The organism is Mycobacterium sp. SA01 (assembly GCF_041287105.1).
Classification (GTDB): domain Bacteria; phylum Actinomycetota; class Actinomycetes; order Mycobacteriales; family Mycobacteriaceae; genus Mycobacterium.
In genome coordinates, this window is sequence record NZ_JBGGNO010000018.1 from 335080 (window position 1) to 354614 (window position 19535).

Sequence of the window (19535 nt, forward strand, 5' to 3'; positions counted from 1 at the left end):
GACGAAGGGTTGGAGGTCCGTTGCGAATGCGACGATGGGGCCGAACCCTTTCGGCAGTCGCCCTGCTCGCCGGTGCCGCTGCCGTTCCGTCGTGCGGTGGCCCCGGCAGCCTCACCGAGATCGCCAACAACCTCCAGTCCGCCCTGATGTCAATGCCGGGAGTGACCGACGCGTGGGTGTATCACGACCAGAGCTACGCCGAAGGCATCGTCTTCACCGTCGCGGTCGACGTCCCTGACGCGACACGACCGCAGCTCGTCGCCGTGGCGAACCGCATCGCCGAGACCCGGATCAGCCTCGTCTCGAACTACATCGAAGACGTCGAGTTCTGGGTGACCCCGGACAAACCCGTGACGGTCCGCCGACAGTCGCATGTCGATCCCGCGCAGATCGCCGACGACGCAGAACGACTCAGGGTGATCGCCGCGCACACCGACGGCCGCATCGACTGGTTCCGGGACGACGACGATGCCAACCACCCGGATGTCAACCACCTGGCGATCACCGACAGCCACACCCCGGGATCCGACATCCTCGACACCGTGCGCCGAACCGCGGGCGACACCGGCCTGACATTGACGGTGTCGCCGGCGTCGCCGTCGCCGCGCACACCGCGGATGCGGGCGTCGTTCCCGCTGAGCGCCGAGGACCAAAACTCGGTCGAGCAGTTCCTCGACACCGTCCCGGTCGACGTCTTCGGGGTGCGCATCGACGGCGGCGGCGTCCGAGTGCTGCAGGCCATGGTGCCCGCCGACCCGGCCGTCGCCGAGCAGGAACTGTCCACCGTCATCCAGCAGAGCAGGGCTGCCGCGGCGGGCCCGATGCGGTTGGCGTGGTACGTCCCCAGTGCACTCGGCGGCGTGCCGATGTTCGGCGGTGTCGTCGACGTCCACGAGTGTTCGGTCGCGGCCGCGGCGATCCATCAGACGTCCCTGCGCTCGGAACAGGACAGTCACTCGCTGCAGGACCGCCTGCAGTCCATGATCGACACCTGCGCGGCGCCGGAGCAGATCAGCACCGACGTGGCCGAACCACCCATCCAGACAACCGTTTCTCCCTCTCCCCCAACACTATCGGTTCAGCGTGAGGTGCCGGATCGGGTGCAGATCCCCGTCGCTGTCGCCGTCGCCGACCGGGTGGCACCCAGCGGCACCACAGCCGGCCGCTCCTCGCCCGCACCAGCCGTGCGCCCGCCGCTGCCTGCCCGGACCGGCTCGGTGGCGCCGCGCCCGGCGGCGGCCGTCAATCCAGGCGCCCCGCCGCCGGATACCGGCCCGGCGCGCACCGCGACAGCACCCCACCACTCGACCAGCCGGAGCGCACGCCCCGGCCGTTAGGGGTGCCGATACGGTGTCCGTATGACCGGCGACGACATCCTGCTCATTGACACCACCGACCGAGTCCGCACGGTGACGCTGAATCGGCCCAACTCGCGCAACGCGCTGTCGAGCGCACTGCGCAGCCGTTTCTTCAGCGCGCTGCGCGAGGCGGAGGCCGACGAGGGCGTCGACGTCATCATCGTCACCGGGGCCGACCCGGTGTTCTGCGCGGGGCTGGACCTCAAGGAGCTCGGGGACACCACCGAGCTGCCCGACATCTCCCCCAAGTGGCCGCCCATGACCAAACCCGTCATCGGGGCCATCAACGGCGCTGCCGTGACCGGCGGACTCGAACTCGCCCTGTACTGCGACATCCTGATCGCCTCCGAGAACGCCCGCTTCGCCGACACCCATGCCCGGGTCGGACTGCTGCCGACGTGGGGCCTCAGCGTGCGGCTGCCGCAGAAGGTTGGCGTCGGAATGGCCCGGCGGATGAGCCTCACCGGGGACTACCTGTCCGCCGGCGACGCGCTGCGGGCCGGGCTGGTGACCCAGGTCGTCGCCCACGACGAGCTTCTTCCCACCGCGCGGGCGGTGGCCGCCTCGATCGTCGGCAACAACCAGAAGGCCGTCCGCGCGCTGCTGACGTCGTATCACCGCATCGACGAGGACCAGACCGGCTCGGGACTGTGGATCGAAGCGATGTCGGCCAGGAAGTGGATGGCGGCGACGTCCGGTGACGACATCGCCGCCAGCCGCGCCTCGGTGATCGAACGTGGTCGCAGCCAGGTGAAATAGCTTCTGCTACACCGCTTTCGCGGCGGCGATGAGGCTCTGCCACTTGGCCAGCGTGCTGGCGTCCTTGGCAATGATGTTGCCGGCCTGGAGCTGACTCAGCGTCACACCGGCCAGCGTGTAGGTGTGATTGTTGCCGACCACGGAGATCACCACAGAGCCGGCCTTCTCGGTGACGTCGAACTCGCTTGGCTGCATCCAGACGAAGTCCAGGGTGTCCTTCGCCGGATTGAAGCTCAGCACCGGGTTGGTGCCCCAGCCCCACGTGATCGTCGTCGTCGTGCCGCCGTTCACCGGGGTTACGCCACCGGTGCCTCCGGTGCCTCCGGTGCCTCCGGTGTTGCTGTAGTCGACGACGTTGATGGTGCCGTAGTCGTTGAACACCTTGCTGAATGCGCCCTGCGGATCACTCAACCCGGAGGCGCCGGTGCTCGCCTGCCCGAGGGTTCCCGGGGTGTCGCGGAGCACCTGCCACATCGACAGCATGCCGATACCGTTGGCCCGGGCGAAGTCCTCCAGCGCCTGCGCGTCGGCCACGGTGAACACCTCGGTGAGGACGTCGTTGACGCCGAGCATCGGAGTCACACCGATCTGGCTGTAACCGAAGCTCTGCCCATACTTGCCGTACAGCGATTTCAGCTGCGTGTACGTCGACTGGGCTGATTCAATTGCGTACGCGCCCATGGTCTTTGCACCCGCACCGCTGGTCGGGGCGGCGGACTCGCCGTAATCCATCGCCATCACATTCACGCCGTCGAGTTTGACCCCGGCCTTGACTGCGGCGTCCACGACGTTGAGGCCGTCGGCGGTCAGCCCGGTCGGCAAGACCGGCAGCGTGTACCAGATGTGCAGCTCCGGCTTCTGCTTCTGCAGTAGCGCGAGGGCTTGGCTGTTCAGCGCCACCGACGCCGGGTCGGCGACGGCGCCACCCTCGATGTCGAAGTCGATGTGGGTGACGCCGTAGGTGTCGATCACCGCGGCATAGGCGTTGGCCAGCTCCTGGGCACTGCGACCCTTGGCCGCGTACGCCTGGGCGATGCTGGTGCCCGATGCGCCGCCGAACGAGATCATCACGTCGCCGCCGGCCGCCTTGAACGTGGCGATCGAGGTGTTGATGGCGACCGCCTGTTCGTTGGTCGAACTCGGTTCCAGCGCAGCCAATCCCGCCCAGGCGAGGTTGCCGTTCGGGTCGGCCTGCATGAAGCCGAGTGTGACCAGCGAGGTGCCGTAGGTCTTGGACAGCGCGAGCAGGTTCGGCACCGGGTAGGCACCCATGTCGATGTACGGCGCGAAGAAGCTCGTGCCCCACTGCGCGGTTCCGCCCGGTGTCGTGGCGGTGTCGTCGTTGGTGATCGTGCCGACCGCCGAGCCGTCGCCGATGGTGGCGCCGGAAGCATTCGACAGCGTGACCGTGAACGTCTCGGTCGGTTCGACCGTCGTATCGCCCAGCACGCCGACGTTGATCACCTGTGAGGTCACCCCGGGCGCGAATGTGACCGTGCCGGAGCCGGCCGTGTAGTCCTGGCCGGCGGTGGCCGTGCCGTTGGCCGTCGTGTAGTTCAGGGTGACCGTACTGGTCGACGCTGTGGACAGCGTCACCGTGAACCCCATCGAGGCGCTGCCGCTGTTGCCCTCGGTCGCGGTGGCGTCGGCGATCGAGATGCTCGGCAACACCGGTGCGGCGTCGTCAGTGGTGATGGTGCCCGTCGCGGTGGCTCTGCCGAGGGTGGCACCCGACGGGTTCGACAGCGTGACGGTGAACGTCTCGGTCGGTTCGACCGTCGTATCGCCCAGCACGGTGATGTCCACCGTCTGGGACACCTGGCCCGCGGCGAACGTCACGGTGCCGGAGCCGGCCGTGTAATCCTGGCCGGCCGTGGCCGAACCGTTGGACGTCGTGTAATTCACCGTCACCGGTTTGGTGCTGGCTTTGGACAGCGTGATCGTGAACGCGGCCTTCGTGGTGCCGCTGTTGCCCTCGGTCACCGTCGTGTCGGCGACCGAAACGCTGGGAAGCGCGGTCTGCGCGCCGCTGATCAGCGACTGCCATTTGGCCACGGTGCCCGCGTCCTTGGCGACGATGTTCGTCGTCGACAGCTGCCCCAGGCTGACGCCCTGCAGCGTGTAGGAGTGGTTGTTGTCGACGACCCCGATCACCACGGATCCGGACCTCTCGACGACGGTGAACTGGCCCGGTTGCATCCAGCCGAAATCGAGTTTGTCGGTGGCCGGGTTGAACGCCAGTACCGGATTCGAGCCCCACGCCCAGGTGACCGTGGTGGTCGTCCCGGCGGTGGCGGCAGACAGGCTGCGGGTTGCCGGGGCGGCCGTCCACGCCGTCACCTGGTTGACCACGGACTCGAGGTCGCGCCTGATCAGCGCAAGCGCACCGGTGAGTAATTGAATCGGGGCCGGCGGCAGGCCGGTGCCGGGCCTCAGACCGAACAGCGACAGGAATCCCGACACGATGTTCGGTGGGCGAATCACGGTGGCCGCGGCGCGCCGCGCCGGCGCAACGAGGGCCGCGGGCACCGGCGCGGACGACGACACGGAGGTGGCAGCCGGCAAATTCGGCTCGGTTGCAGACGACAGGGTGGCGGCAGTGGTCTGCGCGCCGGGATCCACCCGATCACCGGCCAGCGCTTTCACTGCGGGCGTGGCGTCTGCGGGAGTGGTCACCGACGCGTCCGACCGGACCGCAGTACTGGGCCGCGTTGCCGACGTCCGGCCGCTCGACTTCTTCTGCGGGCCGGCAGCGCCGCGGGCCTGCTGCGGCGCGCGCCGGGACGAGCCGACAGCGCGTGGCCCTGAACGGCCTGAACCAGCGGCATCCGACGAATCGGTGGACGTCGAGGATGTCGGGGAATGCCCAGTCGAGCCCGAGTCCGGGCCTTCAGCTACCGCGGCTCCGGGGTTGCTGGCAATTGCCACCCCCAGGCCCATGGCGAACGCTGCGGAACCGATGCGAAATCCAAAGTTGGCCGAACTCATGGAGCCCCCGTCATGAATCGATGTATCAGCAACGTCATTAATAACTCACCAGCGACGTGCGCGGAAGTAACTCAGCAAAAATCGATACATAGCCATACAACATATTTGACGGGCTATTCATTTACGCTTGGGGGCGTGAACGAGGCGCACGAGGTCTGCGGCGGTGACGAATGGCGTCAGATCATGCGCGAGCAGATCTTGCCGTGGGTCCTCGGTGATTGCGACCTTGGCGATGACGTCCTGGAAGTGGGGCCGGGCTTCGGCGCGGCCACCGACGTGCTGAGCCGGACTGTGCCGCAGGTGACGTGCGTCGAGATCGACGAACGGCTCGCGACGATCCTCACCGAGCGGTTCGCCGATGTGCCGTCAGTCCGGATCGTGCGCGGCGACGCGACCGCACTGGACTTCCCCGACGGACGGTTCTCGGGTGCGGCGTGTTTCACGATGCTGCACCACGTTCCGACCGCCGAGCTGCAGGATCGCCTGTTCGCCGAGGTGGCCCGGGTGCTGCGGCCGGGTGCCGCACTGGTGGCCAGCGACGGCATCGGCGACGACGACATGGCCGCCGCACACGTGGGCGACACCTACAATCCGATCGATCCGGCGGCCCTCGCGGACCGATTGACCGCGGCTGGATTCGAGCGGATCGATGTGCGCACCAACGACTTCGGCTGGGCGGCAATCGCCCGACGCTAGCTGGTGCCTGGCACCAGCCACCGCCCGGAGAAGGCGCGCCATCCGACGAAGACCAGTCGCAGCACCATAAACGTGCTCAGGCCAGACCAGATCCCGAGCAGGCCCCAACCGAACACCAGCGACAACCAGATCAGCGGCAGGAACCCGATCAGTGCGCTGGCCAATGTAGCGGTGCGCATGAAGGCCGCATCGCCGGCACCCAGCAGCACCCCGTCGAGTGCGAAAACGACTCCGGCGATGGGCAATTGGGCCACCATGAACCACCACGGCACCCCGATCTCCGCGAGCACGGACCGGTCGTCGGTGAACAGCGACGGCAGCACCGACGCGCCGGCGGCGAACACGAAAGCGAGCACCGCGGCGGCGATCGCGGAAAACACCGTCACCCGCCACGCGACCGACTTCGCGTGCTCCGTTCGACCTCCGCCAAGGGCGGCACCGACCAGCGACTGCGCGGCAATCGCGAGTGAATCCAACACCAGCGCAAGGAAGTTCCACAGCTGCAGCACGACCTGATGCGCGGCGACGGCCGCCGCACCGAACCGAGCGGCCACCGCGGCGGCCGAGACGAAACAGGCCTGGAAGGCCAGGGTCCGCAGCACCAGATCACGGCCCATCACCACCTGCGCACGCAGCACTGACGTGTCCAGGCGCAGCGGTACCTTCTCGGCCAGCAGCGCCCAGCAGAAGAGAATCGCGGCCAGCCACTGCCCCACCAGATTGGCGATTGCCGAACCGGCCAGTTCCAGCCGCGGCAAGCCAAGCCAGCCGTAGACGAGCAACGGGCACAGCACCGCCGAGACACCGAAACCCACCAGCACGTAGCGCAGCGGGCGCATGGTGTCCTGCACACCGCGCATCCAGCCGTTGCCTGCCGCGGAGATGAGGATGGCCGGCACACCGAAGATCGCGATACGCGCCCAGGGCAAGGCGGCACCGGCGATGTCGCCGCCGCCGGACGTCGTCCCCGCGATCGCCGACACGATCGGCACGGCGGCCAACTGCACGGCAGCCACGATCGCGACACCCATCCCGAGCGCCAGCCAGGTGGCCTGGACCCCTTCACCGACGGCCGCGACCCGGTCACCCGCGCCGTAGAAACGCGCCGAGCGAGCCGTCGTCCCGTACGACAGAAAGGTGAGCTGGGCGCTGACGACCGACAGGATCAGGCCGCCGATCGCCAGGCCGGCCAGGCTCAGCGCGCCGAGCCGGCCGACGATCGCGATGTCGAACAGCAAGTAGATCGGTTCGGCGGCAAGGACACCCAACGCGGGAAGCGCCAGCGCCGCGATCCGCAGGCTGGTTACAGCGGCGTCGTCGGCTGAGTCAGTCAAGCCCAGACCCCGGAGTAGTGAGATCGAGTTTCACCTTTTGCACTCGAAGTACGAGTAAATCGCTACCAAAGGTGAAATTCGATGGTGCGGCAGCGGTACCGGCCAAGACCCGACTCAGCCAAGGGCGGCGGTCAGCTCCGCCACCACGTCGTCGATCGGTCCGGCCGCGGAGTACCCGGCGGCCAACGTGTGCCCACCGCCGCCGAAACCACTGGCGACCGCAGCCAGGTCATAACTCTTGGCGCGCATCGACACCGACCAGTGCCCGGGCTCGATCTCCTTGAAGACCGCGGCGACCTCGGCTTCGTGCGTGGTGCGCACGATGTCGACGATGCTCTCGACCTCTTCGGAGCGGTTCTCCATCCACTCCTCGTGGGCGACCACCGCGTAGACCAGTCCGCGCCCGCCTGCCGCCTCGGGCACCAGCTGGGCGCGGGACAGCACCCGCGACAGCAAGGGCAGCCACACGAACGGATGTGTGTCGAACAGTTCACGGCTGATCGCGGCGTTGTCCACCCCGAGCTCGACCAGGCGGGCGGCCAGCCGCAACGCGCCCGGCGATGCCCACCGGAACGAGCCGGTGTCGGTGGTCAGTCCCGCGTACAGGCACGATGCGACATCGCAGTCGATCGTCTTACCCCAGGCATCGAGCAGCTCGGCCACCACCATGGTGGTCGAATCCGCCTTCGGATCAACAAGATTCACGCTGCCGAACAGGGTGTTCGACTTGTGGTGGTCGATGACGAGCACCGCGCAACCGAGCTGAGTGAACTCCGACAGCGCGCCGAGCCGGTTCACGCTCGGGGCGTCGACAGTCACCACCAGGTCGACGTCACGGCGCATGTCACCGGGGGCCACCAGCAGGTGCCCGCCGGGCAGCATGCGCAGCGATTCCGGCAGCGTCGACGGCGTCGCGAAACTCACTTCGACGTCGACACCGTCACGCTCGAGAATCAACGCCAGAGCAAGTCCGGCGCCCACACTGTCGGCGTCGGGGTGGACGTGGCAGATGACGCTGACCGCGCCGGCGCCGCGCAGGACCTCGACGGCGCCGTGCGCATCCACCCGCCGCGAGGGGCGGGTGATCTCAGTCGTCGAGTCGATCGCGGTCACCGGCGTCCTGGTCGTCCTGCGAGAGGGAAGATGTCCCCTCTTCTCCTACCACACGGTACGGCTGCGCGTCTCCCGCAGGAGTGGCCCCGGCCCGAATCCGGGCGACATCGGCGTCGGCAGCGCGCGCCTTGGCGAGCAGCTCCTCCATCTTCTGCGCGGTGTCGGGCACCTTGTCCAGAACGAAGGACAGGGTCGGAGTGAACCGCACACCCGTGCCCGCACCGACCTTGGTACGCAGTGCACCTTTGGCACGTTCGAGCGCCGCGGCCGCACCCGCATAGTCCGGCTCGTCATCGAGGGTCTTGCCGCGCACCGTGTAGTACACGGTGGCGTCGTGAAGGTCACCGGTCACCTTGGTGTCGGTGACCGTCACGAACGCCAGCGGCGGATCCTTGATCTCGAACTCGATGGCCGAGGCGACGATGGTGGCGATGCGCTTGGAGAGCCTGCGGGCCCTGCCAACATCAACCACTAGACGCGCTCCTTCTCGACCAGCTCGTAGGTCTCGATGACGTCGCCTTCCTTGATGTCGGAGTACGTCAGCGTGAGACCGCATTCGTAACCCTCGCGCACCTCGGTGGCATCGTCCTTCTCCCGCTTGAGCGAGGAGACCGTGAGATTCTCGGCGATGACGACATTGTCACGCAGCAACCGCGCCTTGGCGTTGCGCCGCATGATCCCGGACTGCACGAGGCAGCCGGCGATGTTGCCGACCTTCGACGACCGGAAGATCGCGCGGATCTCGGCGCGGCCGAGCTCCTTCTCCTCGTAGATCGGCTTGAGCATGCCCTTGAGCGCGCTCTGGATCTCGTCGATCGCCTGGTAGATCACCGAGTAGTACCGGATCTCCACACCCTCGCGGTTGGCCAGTTCGGTGGCCTTGCCCTCGGCGCGCACGTTGAACCCGATGATGATCGCGTCCGATGCCGACGCCAGGTTGACGTTGGTCTCGGTGACGCCACCGACACCGCGGTCGATGACGCGCAGCTCCACCTCGTCGTCGATCTCGATGCCCAGCAAGGCTTCCTCGAGCGCCTCGACGGTGCCCGAGTTGTCGCCCTTGAGGATCAGGTTCAGCTGGCTGGTTTCCTTCAGTGCCGAATCCAGGTCTTCCAGGCTGATGCGCTTGCGAGTACGCGCGGCCAGTGCGTTGCGCTTGCGCGCGCTGCGCCGGTCGGCGATCTGGCGGGCGATGCGGTCCTCGTCGACAACCAGGAAGTTGTCGCCGGCACCTGGCACCGACGTGAAGCCGATGACCTGCACCGGTCGCGACGGCAACGCCTCAGTGACGTCCTCGCCGTGCTCGTCCACCATCCGGCGAACCCGGCCGTAGGCATCGCCGGCCACCACGGAGTCGCCGACCCGCAGCGTGCCGCGCTGGATCAGCACGGTCGCCACCGGGCCGCGGCCACGGTCCAGGTGCGCCTCGATGGCCACACCCTGGGCTTCCATATCGGGGTTGGCCCGCAGGTCCAGTGCCGCGTCGGCGGTCAGCAGGACCGCCTCCTCCAGCGCCTCGATGTTGGTGCCGTTCTTGGCCGAGATGTCGACGAACATGGTGTCGCCACCGAAGTCCTCGGCAACCAGGTTGTACTCGGTGAGCTGGGCCCGGATCTTGGCCGGGTCGGCGCCCTCCTTGTCGATCTTGTTGACCGCGACCACGATCGGCACGTCAGCGGCCTGCGCGTGGTTGATGGCCTCCACCGTCTGCGGCATGACGCCGTCGTCGGCGGCGACCACCAGGATCGCGATGTCGGTGGCCTTCGCACCGCGGGCACGCATGGCGGTGAACGCCTCGTGGCCCGGGGTGTCGATGAAGGTGATCGGGCGCACGACACCGTCGTGCTCGACGGTCACCTGGTAGGCACCGATGTGCTGGGTGATGCCGCCGGCTTCGCCCTCGCGGACGCTGGCCTTGCGGATGGTGTCCAGCAGTCGGGTCTTGCCGTGGTCGACGTGACCCATGACGGTGACCACCGGAGGACGAACCTCCAGGTCGCCCTCGTCGCCTTCGTCTTCGCCGTAGGTGAGGTCGAACGACTCCAGCAGCTCGCGGTCCTCGTCTTCGGGCGAGACGACCTGCACGACGTAGTTCATCTCGCCGCCGAGCAGCTCGAGCGTCTCGTCGCCGACCGACTGGGTGGCGGTCACCATCTCACCGAGGTTGAACAGCGCCTGGACCAATGCGGCCGGGTTGGCGTCGATCTTCTCGGCGAAGTCGCTCAGCGACGCGCCGCGGGCCAGCCGGATCGTCTCGCCGTTGCCGTGCGGCAACCGCACGCCACCGACGACGGGCGCCTGCATGCTCTCGTACTCGGCGCGTTTGGCCCGCTTCGACTTGCGGCCACGACGCGGGGCACCGCCGGGACGGCCGAACGCGCCGGCCGCGCCACCGCGCTGACCGGGACGACCACCGCCACCACCGCCACCGGGACGGCCACGGAAGCCACCGGCAGCAGCTCCACCTGCGCCACCGCCGCCACCGGGACCGCCGGTGCGGTAGTTACCGCCGCCGCCACCACCGGGACGCCCGCCGCCACCGGCGCCGCCGCCGGGACGGGGACCGCCGCCGGGACGCGGGGCACCGGGCCGACCGGGCGCACCGGGCCGGGCGCCGGGCGGACGAGGAGGCATGTTGCCGGGTGTGGCTCCACCCGGGCGCGGCGCGCCGGGACGCGGACCACCGGCACCGGGGCCGGGACGCGGGCCCTGGGGGCGCGGCGCGGGCCGCTCGACCGGCTGAGCCGAGGAGAACGGGTTGTTGCCGACGCGCGGCGGCCGAGGCATACCCGGCTTCGGCGCTGCCGGTCCCGGACGCGGACCGGGCGTGGGCCCGGGGCTGCTCGGCGCGGGTGCCGCGGGGGCGGCGGGGGCCGCCGAGGCCGCGGGTGCAGCCGGAGCCGCAGGCACCGGCGGTGCCGGAGTCGGGGCGGCCGGGGCTGGGGCCGGAGCCGGAGCGGCCGGCTTGGGTGCCGGCGCCGCGGGCGGCGCGGTCGCGGCAGCGCCATCAGAGACGGGCGCGGGCTTGGGTGCCGGCGCTCCGTTTCCGGCCGCGCTGGCCGGTGTGGCTTTCGCCGGGGCTTTGTCGGGCTTACCGCCGCCGAATGATTCCCTCAGACGGCGTGCGACGGGGGCTTCCACCGTCGATGATGCGGATTTGACGAATTCGCCCTGATCGCTCAGTCGGGCGAGAACTTCCTTGCTGGTAACACCGAGTTCCTTGGCCAACTCGTGTACGCGGGCCTTACCTGCCACTACATCTCCTACTCAAGAGGCGACAGCGGTGGTAGGCCGCGCCTCGGGTTTAGCTACGACGCATGGTCATCGTCGGGACTTCACGGTGTGCTCATGTTCTTCGCTGCCTGTTCTCTTGCCGGGCTGGTCTGGCACGTCGATTTCTCGACGTACTCGACCACCGCGGATGTATCCGGTGAACCGGTGATGCGCAACGCTCGGCCGAATGCTCGCCGTCGGAACGCTGCCTGAAGGCACCGGTCGTCGGGGTGCAGCCACGCACCCCGCCCTGGGAGGTTACCTGCTTGATCAACGGTTAGGGCGCTATGGCCGTTCCCGTTCGACACAGCCACCACTCGGAGGAGATCGACGGCCAACTCTCGCTTCCGGCACCCGACACATGTCCGTACCGGACCTTCGGTACGTCGATGCGGTCGCTCGGGAGTCGGAGTCTCGCGCTGGATCACGGCACAGTCTACCGTCATCGCGGCATCGCTCAGAACCACCCTTGGCTGGGCGATCCGGGTCCGGCCGTCAGCCCGCTTTCTCCTGATACCGCGAATATCCGTCCCGACCGACCACGCCCGCGTGGTCGGCGGGCAAGCTGCCGACCCGGGTTCCCAACTCCCTCGCCTGGTCGAGATTGATGTAGATCCCGGCCCCCTGGCGTCCCGTGGCGATGATCCCCTCGCCGAACCGGTGAAGCGCCGTGTCGAGCTCGGCGAACAGGTCGGCGGCGGCGTCGAAGTTGGAGTACGCATCGGCGGTCGTCTCGGATCCGAGAAACTCGAAGGAACCGCCGTTGAGCAAGATCGACATGTCTTTCGATGCGGTGGACCGGACGTCGAACGGCTCACCGGACGGAACCGCGTACTCCAGGCCGATCACGCCGGACGGGCAGTTCAGCGTCTTCCACTCGCCGTAGTTGTTGAATCGGTGCGCTCGCACGCCGGCGTCGTGGGTGTAGAGCCACTGGTAGCCATGCCAACTCGGCGGTGCGTCGGGCAGTCGCACCACGCCGACGACAAGGTCGCGCCGTCCCGAGGCCTGCGCGATCGCGGTGGACAGCTCACTCAGCCCCAGGCTTGCGGCCAGATCATCGGGTCGCCCGGTCCAGATGATCCGGCCGCAGGACACGACGCGTCTTCCGGCGGGACCCGACACTGTGACGGTGAATCGTCCGCCACCGGACCTGCTGATCGCCGCCACGGTGGAGTCGAACAGCCAGTCGACTTTCCTTCCCAGCGATGCGGCCAGGCGCGACCACAGGACTCCCGCCCCGCCGTGCGGATAGATGAACCTGTCGGTCGGCTCATCGGGACGCGTCGAGTTCCGCATCCGCGGTAACGCGGTGGCCAGTACCGAGGCGAGCCGCGGCGAGAGGATCCGCTGCGACGCCCACGCCGCCGGAATGTTCTTCGGGTCGATGCCGAACACCTTCCGGGCGTGCGGGGCCATGAATTTCTCCGACAGGTAGGGCCCGTACCGGTTCTTGACCCAGTCGTCCAGGGTGTCGTCGGTGCGGCCGGCCGGCGCCGTCAGCTTCCAGGCGATCAGCGAGGCGGCGCCGCGGGCCCGGACGGACAGCGGCGCCGAATGGCGGAACTGCCGCCAGTCGAACGGATAGCTGACCACGTAGCCTTCCCGCAGGATTCCGCTGTGCCGGTCGATGTCCGACATCGGGATACCGCCGAGCCGCTCGGCGAACTCCAGCCACACTCGGCGCTGCTCGGGTGTCGCCGACAGCAGCCGGTGACCGCCGAGGTCGACGTCATGCCCGGCCACGGTTGCCGGACGGGCCAACCCGCCGACGTAGCCGGTGCGTTCCACGATGGCCACCGAAGACCCGGCCGCCACACACGCATCGGCCGCCGTCAGCCCGGTCGGGCCGGCTCCGACGACGAGCACGTCGACGGATTGGGCAGCGCCGAGTTCTGACAACGAATTCCCCCCTTGTTGACGATGGTGCACCCACCTAATTGACGATGGTGTACCCACCGGTCGCCGATGTGGCTACATCGGCAGCTCAGCGCCCGGTTCTCGTCAGTGCTCCACGTCGTGCGACGCGGCAGGTCGCGGCTCGTCTTCCGGCGCCGCCGCGTCGCTGCGGATGTCGATGCGCCACCCGGTCAAGCGGGCTGCCAGTCGGGCGTTCTGCCCCTCCTTGCCGATCGCCAGCGACAGCTGGAAGTCGGGCACCACCACCCGCGCCGCGCGGGTGTTCGCGTCGATGACGGAGACGGAGACAACCTTCGCCGGTGACAGAGCGTTGGCGACAAACCGCGCCGGATCCTCGTCGAAGTCGATGATGTCGATCTTCTCGCCGGACAACTCGCTCATCACGTTTCGCACCCGCTGGCCCATCGGGCCGATGCAGGCGCCCTTCGCGTTGAGCCCGGGCACCCGTGAGTGGACCGCGATCTTGGATCGGTGGCCCGCCTCTCGAGCCACCGCGACGATCTCCACGGAGCCGTCGGCGATTTCGGGCACCTCCAGCGAGAACAGCTTGCGAACCAGGTTGGGGTGTGTGCGCGACAGCGTGATCAGGGGTTCGCGCGCACCGCGGCTGACCCCGACGACGTAGCAGCGCAACCGGTCGCCGTGCTCATAGGTTTCGCCCGGCACCTGCTCGGCAGCCGGGATGACGCCTTCGGCGCCCTTGGTCTCACTGCCCAGCCGCACGACGACCAGGCCGCGCGCATTGGCTCGGGCGTCGCGCTGGATGACACCGGCGACGATGTCGCCCTCCCGGGCGGAGAACTCCCCATAGCTGCGCTCGTTCTCGGCGTCGCGGAAGCGCTGCAGCATGACCTGGCGGGCCGTGGTGGCCGCCACGCGGCCGAATCCCTCTGGCGTGTCGTCCCATTCGCTGATCAGGTTGCCGTCTTCGTCGGTCTCGCACGCAATCACCTGCACCGCACCGCTTTTGCGGTCGATCTCGATGCGCGCGTCGGGCTGATGGCCCTCGGTGTGCCGGTAGGCGGTCAGCAACGCCGTCTTGATGGTGTCGAGCAACTCGTCGACCGAGATGCCGCGATCGATCTCGATCGCATGCAGGGCGGTCATGTCGATGTTCATGCTTCGGCCTCCGTTCCGGCTGCTCCCGCAAGTTCGAGCTCGCGTGGCTTTGGTGGTGAAAACTCAACCTGGACAACAGCTTTGACGATGTCAGCCAGCGGAATCCGGCGCACCGTCCAATCATTGCGCTCGCGCACCACCAGGTCGACGGCGTCATCGGACACGACGCCCAACCGGGCGGTGACCGTGGTTCCGTCGGCAAGCTCGGCGTCGACCAGGCGGGCGTGCGCGCGACGGAAATGCTTCTCGTTGGTCAACGGTCGGTCCACCCCCGGCGAGGTGACTTCGAGAACGTAGGCGTCGTCACCGCTGATCAGGTCGTCCAGCAGTGCCGAGGCCGAGCGGGAGAGCGCGGCGACGGTATCCAAGTCCAGTGGCTTGTCGCCGTCGGCGATGACCGTGACGCGCGGCGGCTGGGGGCGGCTGTCGATCACGACGTCTTCGATTTCGTATCCGGCGCGCACGAACTCACCATCGAGTAGCTCGATCACCTGCTTCTGGGTTGGTAGCCCCGTAGAACGGCCAGCCACGGCGAGCTCCTCCATCTTGAGTTGTCCTGATCAGCTGCGTCGGATGCAGCGCTCTCGAGAGAGCCAGCCCTCCACGATACGCCAGCGCGGGGCACTGCAATGGCAGGATGTTGGCGTGCTGAGCCGAGATCCCCGTCCATTCGGCGGGATATCCCGACGACGAGTTCTCATCGACGGCAGCCGCGGGTTGGCGCTGCTCGCGGTGTTGGGCGCGGCGGCGACCGCCTGCGGCAACCCGTCGCCGCCGGAACCCGATCCGCTGGAGCAGCAGGCCGAGCTGGCCCGCCACGACAGCGAACTGGCGGCCGCCGCGGCCAAGACCGCTCCCTCAGCGCTGGCGCCGGCATTGACCGAGCTGGCGGCCGAACGCGGGAAGCACGCCACGGTGCTGGCCGCCGAGGTCGCGCGACTCTCCGGCAAACCGGCATCCACGACCAGTTCCACCGCTGCGACCACCACGTCGGCGTCCGGCGCCCCGGCACCGACGGTGGCCGATGTGGTCGCCGCGCTGCGCAGCTCGGCGGACAGCGCCACCTCGCTGGCGCCGACCCTGTCCGGATACCGGGCCGGGTTGATCGGTTCGATCGCGGCGTCCTGCGTCACCGGGTACTCGGTGGCCCTCGCCGCCGGAAAGGCCGGGCAATGACGTCACCCACCTCGTCGACGTCGCCGACCCCGTCGACCACGCCAGATCCCGACCGGCCGTCGGATGCCGCCGCGGCGGCGCTGTTCGACGCGGTGGCCACCGAGCACGCGGCGATCTACGGATACGGCATCGTCTCGGCCCACAGCTCTCCGGACGAGAACGATCTGGTCTCCGACGCGATGGCGCAGCACCGCGAGCGCCGCGAAGCGGCCATCGCGATGCTGACCGGCCGCTCAGTCAAGGCGCCGGTGCCCGCCGCCGGCTATCAGCTGCCGATGGCGGTGAACACCCCGACCGACGCGGGCAATCTCGCGATCCGGATGGAGAACGACTGCGCGACGGCCTGGCGCGCGGTGATCGAACGGGCGACGTCCGACCAGGACCGCGCTTTCGGTGTCAGCGCGCTGACCGACACGGCGGTACTGACGGCACGCTGGAAGCAGGCGCTGGGCATCCGGCCGCTGACCGAGGCGTTCCCCGGCGGCACCGAGTAACTAGGACGCCAGGGTCGCCGCGATGTCGGTGACGGCACCCTCGGCAGCGATCTCACGCTTCTCGCCGGTGAACCGGTTACGCAGCTCGACGACCCCGTCGGCCCAGCCACGCCCGACCACGACGATCCAGGGCACCCCGAGCAGCTCGGCGTCCTTGAACTTCACCCCCGGCGAGGCGGTGCGGTCGTCGAGCAGAACCTCAAGGCCGAGCCGGTCCAGGTCGCGGGCCAGCTCCTCGGCCCCGGCGCGGGCCTGTGCGTCCTTGTTCGCGATCACCACGTGCACGTCGAACGGTGACACCGACGCCGGCCAGCGCAGCCCGAACTCGTCGTGCTGTTGTTCGGCGATCACCGCGACCAGCCGGGACACCCCGACGCCGTAGGAACCCATCGTCAGCCGCACCGGCTTGCCGTCCTCGCCGAGCACGTCGGCGGCGAAGGCGTCGGTGTACTTGCGGCCCAGCTGGAAGATGTGACCGATCTCGATTCCGCGCGCCGACACCAGCGGTCCGGCGCCGTCGGGCGACAGGTCGCCGTCGCGCACCTCGGCGGCCTCAATGGTGCCGTCGGCGACGAAATCCCGGCCGGCGACCAGGCCCACGACGTGCTTGCCGGTTTCGTCGGCGCCGGTGATCCACGCCGTCCCGTCCACCACCCGAGGATCCACCAGATAGCGAACCCCGTTGGCCAGCAAGCCTTTCGGGCCGATATACCCCTTCTTCAAGAAGGGGTACCTGGCGAAGTCGGCGTCGTCGAGCAGCGCGTACTCGGCGGGATCCAGCGCGGCGCCGAGGCGCTTGTCGTCGACCTCCCGGTCACCGGGCACGCCGATGGCCAGCAGCTCCCAATCGCCACCGGGCGCACGGACCTTGAGCAGCACGTTCTTCAGGGTGTCGGCGGCGGTGATCTCCCGGCCGAGGCCGGCGGAGTTCGCCCACTCGACCAGGGTGGCGATGGTCGGGGTATCGCCCGTGTCGTGCACCTGGGCGGGAGGAAGGCCAGCCACCTTTTCAGCCGGCATTGCCTCCGGGACCGCGGTGACCACCGCCTCGACGTTGGCCGCGTACCCGGACTCCACGCACCGCACGAAGGTGTCTTCGCCGATCTCGCTTTCGGCCAGGAACTCCTCGGAGGCCGAACCGCCCATCGCGCCGGACACCGCCGAGACGATCACATAGCGAATTGCCATGCGCTTGAACATGTTCTGATACGCCTCGCGGTGCGCGTGGTAGGCGGTCTTGAGGCCGTCGTCGTCGACGTCGAACGAGTACGAGTCCTTCATGATGAACTCGCGCCCGCGCAGGATCCCGGCCCGCGGCCGGGCCTCGTCGCGGTACTTGGTCTGGATCTGGAACATCAGCAGCGGGAAGTCTTTGTAGGAGCTGTACTCCCCCTTCACCGTCAGGGTGAAGAACTCCTCGTGGGTGGGGCCCAGCATGTAGTCGTTGCCGCGGCGGTCCTTGAGCCGGAACACTCCGTCGCCGTACTCGGTCCAGCGGTTGGTGGTCTCGTAGGGCGCTTTCGGCAGCAGCGCCGGGAACAGGATCTCCTGGCCGCCGATCGCGACCATCTCCTCGCGCACGATCTTCTCGATCTTGCGCAGCACCCGCAGGCCCAGCGGCAGCCAGGTGTACAGCCCCGGCGCCACCGGCCGGACGTACCCGGCACGGATCAACAGTTTGTGGCTGGGCACTTCGGCGTCGGCTGGGTCGTCACGCAGGGTGCGCAAGAACAGCTCGGACATGCGGGTGATCACAGTGGGCAAGCCTAGCGATGCCCTCAGTCGCGCCCCTGCCAGGTGCAGATGCAGGCTTCGTTGCCCTCCGGATCGGCCAGCACCCAGAACGCCGGCGCCTTGGCATCGGACAGCAGCGTCCCGCCCGCGGCGATCGCGGCGGCGACGCGTGCCGATGCCACGTCGTGCGGCACGTCGATGTCGAGGTGGATCCGGTTGCGCTGGGTCCGGGGCGCATCCATCTGCTGGAACCAGATCGCCGGGCCGCGCCCGGCCGGATCGATCAAACCGTCGGTCAGATCCGATGGCCCGGCTTCATCGACGTAGCCGGTGATCGCCTGCCAAAACGGCCGGACCGCACCGATGTCCAGCGCATCGACGGCGATCTCGAACGCCTGCACCGAGCAAGGCGCAAGGCGCAGGTTTCGTTCCGTCAACGCTGACGAAATCGCCTGCGCCAGAGCGATATCCACACCCAGGACCGCCCCGGCGGATGCCGACTGCAGCCGCACCACCACCCGATCGGACCTGATGTCGATGCTCGCGTGTCCCTGCCCGTCCGCGCCGACGGCGGCCACCACCAGTGCGGCCGCCTCACCGGCCTGCGCCAGCGACGACACCGTCACCTCGGCGTAGACCGCGCCGAGCACCAGTCGCCAGCCCAGGCCGGTCACCGCGTCGGAGATTTCCTGGCGGCTCGGCCGGTCCGACGCACTCACAGAGGTCAGCCTAGCGATCTGGCCGGCCGCGCTCAGGGCGTGCATAATTTCCCGCGCGCGCCACCGCCTCGGCGTGTTCTGATGTGCGGGCACGCACGACGCGGGAGGTGCGCAGTGTTACCGGAATTGCCCGACAGCCACAGTGACGACTCCGGTCCACCCGCTGTCGTCGCCCGTGGGATCAGGGTGCGGGGACCGTGGGGTCCGGTCTACGGTCCCGTCGACCTCGAGGTGCCGGCCGGCGGCGTCAACGTCCTGGTGTGTCCGGCCGGCTCGGGACGCACGGCGCTGCTGATGACGATCGCCGGACGGATGGCACCCCAGTCCGGCGAGCTGACCGTCTTCGGTGCCGGCGACGTCCACAACATCTTCGCCACGTCCGCCCTCGCCGGTATCGACGAGCTCGACACCGTCCCCGAGTCGGTCACCGTCCGCGATCTGATCACTGAACAATTACGTTGGGGCGCACCGTGGTATCGCCTGGTGCGCAGGGCCGACATGGCCGCGCTGACGGCCATCTGCGCGCCGGTGTTCGGGCCGCATCCACTGCCTCCCCTCGACGAGTATTTCGAAGAACTCTCCGAACTCGACCGGCTGCTGCTCCGCATCGCCCTGGCCAACACCAAGCGCCCGCCGTTGCTGGTCGTCGGCAACCTCGATTTCGTCACCAGCGACCTCAACCGGGACCTGCTCATCGAGCGGCTGATCGACCTGGGCCGCGAACAGACGATCGTGACCGCGACAGTGAACGGGGTGAGCGGCCACGACGTCCGGTCACAGATTCCGGTCGCCAACGCCGACCGCGCCGAATTGTCGGAATCCCAGAAAGGGACGGGTTGACCATGCTCGCCG

At 68.6% G+C, this 19535-nt stretch carries 17 protein-coding genes; 6 read left to right on the forward strand and 11 right to left on the reverse strand.

Annotated features, from left to right (window positions below; genetic code table 11):
• Window positions 1–26 precede the first annotated feature (26 nt).
• A complete protein-coding gene (locus tag AB4879_RS14620) occupies window positions 27–1337 on the forward strand; it encodes a hypothetical protein (RefSeq protein ID WP_370508147.1) in 1311 nt (436 codons plus the stop codon).
• Window positions 1338–1358: 21 nt separating this feature from the next.
• Window positions 1359–2117 carry an enoyl-CoA hydratase gene (locus tag AB4879_RS14625; RefSeq protein ID WP_370508148.1) on the forward strand — a complete coding sequence of 253 codons (759 nt, stop codon included), beginning with the start codon at window positions 1359–1361 and terminating at the stop codon, window positions 2115–2117.
• Window positions 2118–2123: 6 nt separating this feature from the next.
• On the opposite strand, the gene AB4879_RS14630 is transcribed toward AB4879_RS14625, so the two are convergent.
• A complete protein-coding gene (locus AB4879_RS14630; RefSeq protein WP_370508149.1) occupies window positions 2124–4793 on the reverse strand; it encodes a Calx-beta domain-containing protein in 2670 nt (889 codons plus the stop codon).
• Between the two features lie 447 nt (window positions 4794–5240).
• On the opposite strand from AB4879_RS14630, the gene AB4879_RS14635 reads away from it, so the two are divergent.
• The gene (locus AB4879_RS14635) at window positions 5241–5801 is read left to right on the forward strand and encodes a class I SAM-dependent methyltransferase (RefSeq protein ID WP_370508150.1); all 561 of its coding nucleotides are present in this window, start codon (window positions 5241–5243) and stop codon (window positions 5799–5801) included.
• On the opposite strand, the gene AB4879_RS14640 is transcribed toward AB4879_RS14635, so the two are convergent.
• From AB4879_RS14640 to rimP, 8 genes are all read right to left on the reverse strand, one after another.
• Window positions 5798–7099: an MATE family efflux transporter gene (locus AB4879_RS14640; protein WP_370508329.1), complete on the reverse strand. Its 1302-nt coding sequence runs from the start codon at window positions 7097–7099 to the stop codon at window positions 5798–5800. The two genes, AB4879_RS14635 and AB4879_RS14640, sit on opposite strands and share 4 nt — an antisense overlap.
• A gap of 150 nt (window positions 7100–7249) precedes the next feature.
• Entirely contained in the window at window positions 7250–8248 is a 999-nt protein-coding gene (locus AB4879_RS14645) for a bifunctional oligoribonuclease/PAP phosphatase NrnA (RefSeq protein WP_370508151.1), read from the reverse strand.
• Window positions 8223–8720, reverse strand: coding sequence for a 30S ribosome-binding factor RbfA (rbfA, locus tag AB4879_RS14650; protein WP_370508152.1), 498 nt, complete (start codon window positions 8718–8720; stop codon window positions 8223–8225). The genes AB4879_RS14645 and rbfA overlap by 26 nt, the downstream gene beginning before the upstream one ends.
• Window positions 8720–11503, reverse strand: coding sequence for a translation initiation factor IF-2 (gene infB / locus AB4879_RS14655; RefSeq protein WP_370508153.1), 2784 nt, complete (start codon window positions 11501–11503; stop codon window positions 8720–8722). Before infB ends, rbfA begins: the two co-directional genes overlap by 1 nt.
• Before the next feature lie 80 nt (window positions 11504–11583).
• Window positions 11584–11967: a YlxR family protein gene (locus tag AB4879_RS14660; protein ID WP_370508154.1), complete on the reverse strand. Its 384-nt coding sequence runs from the start codon at window positions 11965–11967 to the stop codon at window positions 11584–11586.
• Between the two features lie 49 nt (window positions 11968–12016).
• A complete protein-coding gene (locus AB4879_RS14665) occupies window positions 12017–13423 on the reverse strand; it encodes an FAD-dependent oxidoreductase (RefSeq protein WP_370508155.1) in 1407 nt (468 codons plus the stop codon).
• A gap of 102 nt (window positions 13424–13525) precedes the next feature.
• Window positions 13526–14560, reverse strand: coding sequence for a transcription termination factor NusA (gene nusA, locus AB4879_RS14670; protein WP_370508156.1), 1035 nt, complete (start codon window positions 14558–14560; stop codon window positions 13526–13528).
• A complete protein-coding gene (gene rimP / locus AB4879_RS14675; RefSeq protein WP_370508157.1) occupies window positions 14557–15090 on the reverse strand; it encodes a ribosome maturation factor RimP in 534 nt (177 codons plus the stop codon). Before rimP ends, nusA begins: the two co-directional genes overlap by 4 nt.
• A gap of 115 nt (window positions 15091–15205) precedes the next feature.
• Between rimP and AB4879_RS14680 the strand changes: the two genes are divergently transcribed.
• Both AB4879_RS14680 and AB4879_RS14685 read left to right on the forward strand, forming a co-directional pair.
• Window positions 15206–15736 (forward strand): hypothetical protein, encoded by a 531-nt coding sequence (locus tag AB4879_RS14680; protein ID WP_102806791.1) that lies wholly within the window; start codon window positions 15206–15208, stop codon window positions 15734–15736.
• Complete coding sequence (locus tag AB4879_RS14685; protein WP_102806792.1) at window positions 15733–16230, forward strand: ferritin-like domain-containing protein; 498 nt, start codon at window positions 15733–15735, stop codon at window positions 16228–16230. Before AB4879_RS14680 ends, AB4879_RS14685 begins: the two co-directional genes overlap by 4 nt.
• Here the strand turns inward: AB4879_RS14685 and AB4879_RS14690 are convergent, their stop codons facing one another.
• On the reverse strand, window positions 16231–17985 hold the full coding sequence (locus AB4879_RS14690; protein WP_370508158.1) for a proline--tRNA ligase: 1755 nt from the start codon (window positions 17983–17985) through the stop codon (window positions 16231–16233). It lies immediately after the preceding gene.
• A gap of 23 nt (window positions 17986–18008) precedes the next feature.
• Window positions 18009–18683, reverse strand: coding sequence for a VOC family protein (locus AB4879_RS14695; protein WP_370508159.1), 675 nt, complete (start codon window positions 18681–18683; stop codon window positions 18009–18011).
• 126 nt (window positions 18684–18809) lie between these two features.
• Here AB4879_RS14695 and AB4879_RS14700 point away from each other — a divergent pair, with 126 nt between their 5' ends.
• Window positions 18810–19523: an ATP-binding cassette domain-containing protein gene (locus tag AB4879_RS14700; protein WP_370508160.1), complete on the forward strand. Its 714-nt coding sequence runs from the start codon at window positions 18810–18812 to the stop codon at window positions 19521–19523.
• The last annotated feature ends 12 nt before the right edge of the window (window positions 19524–19535 follow it).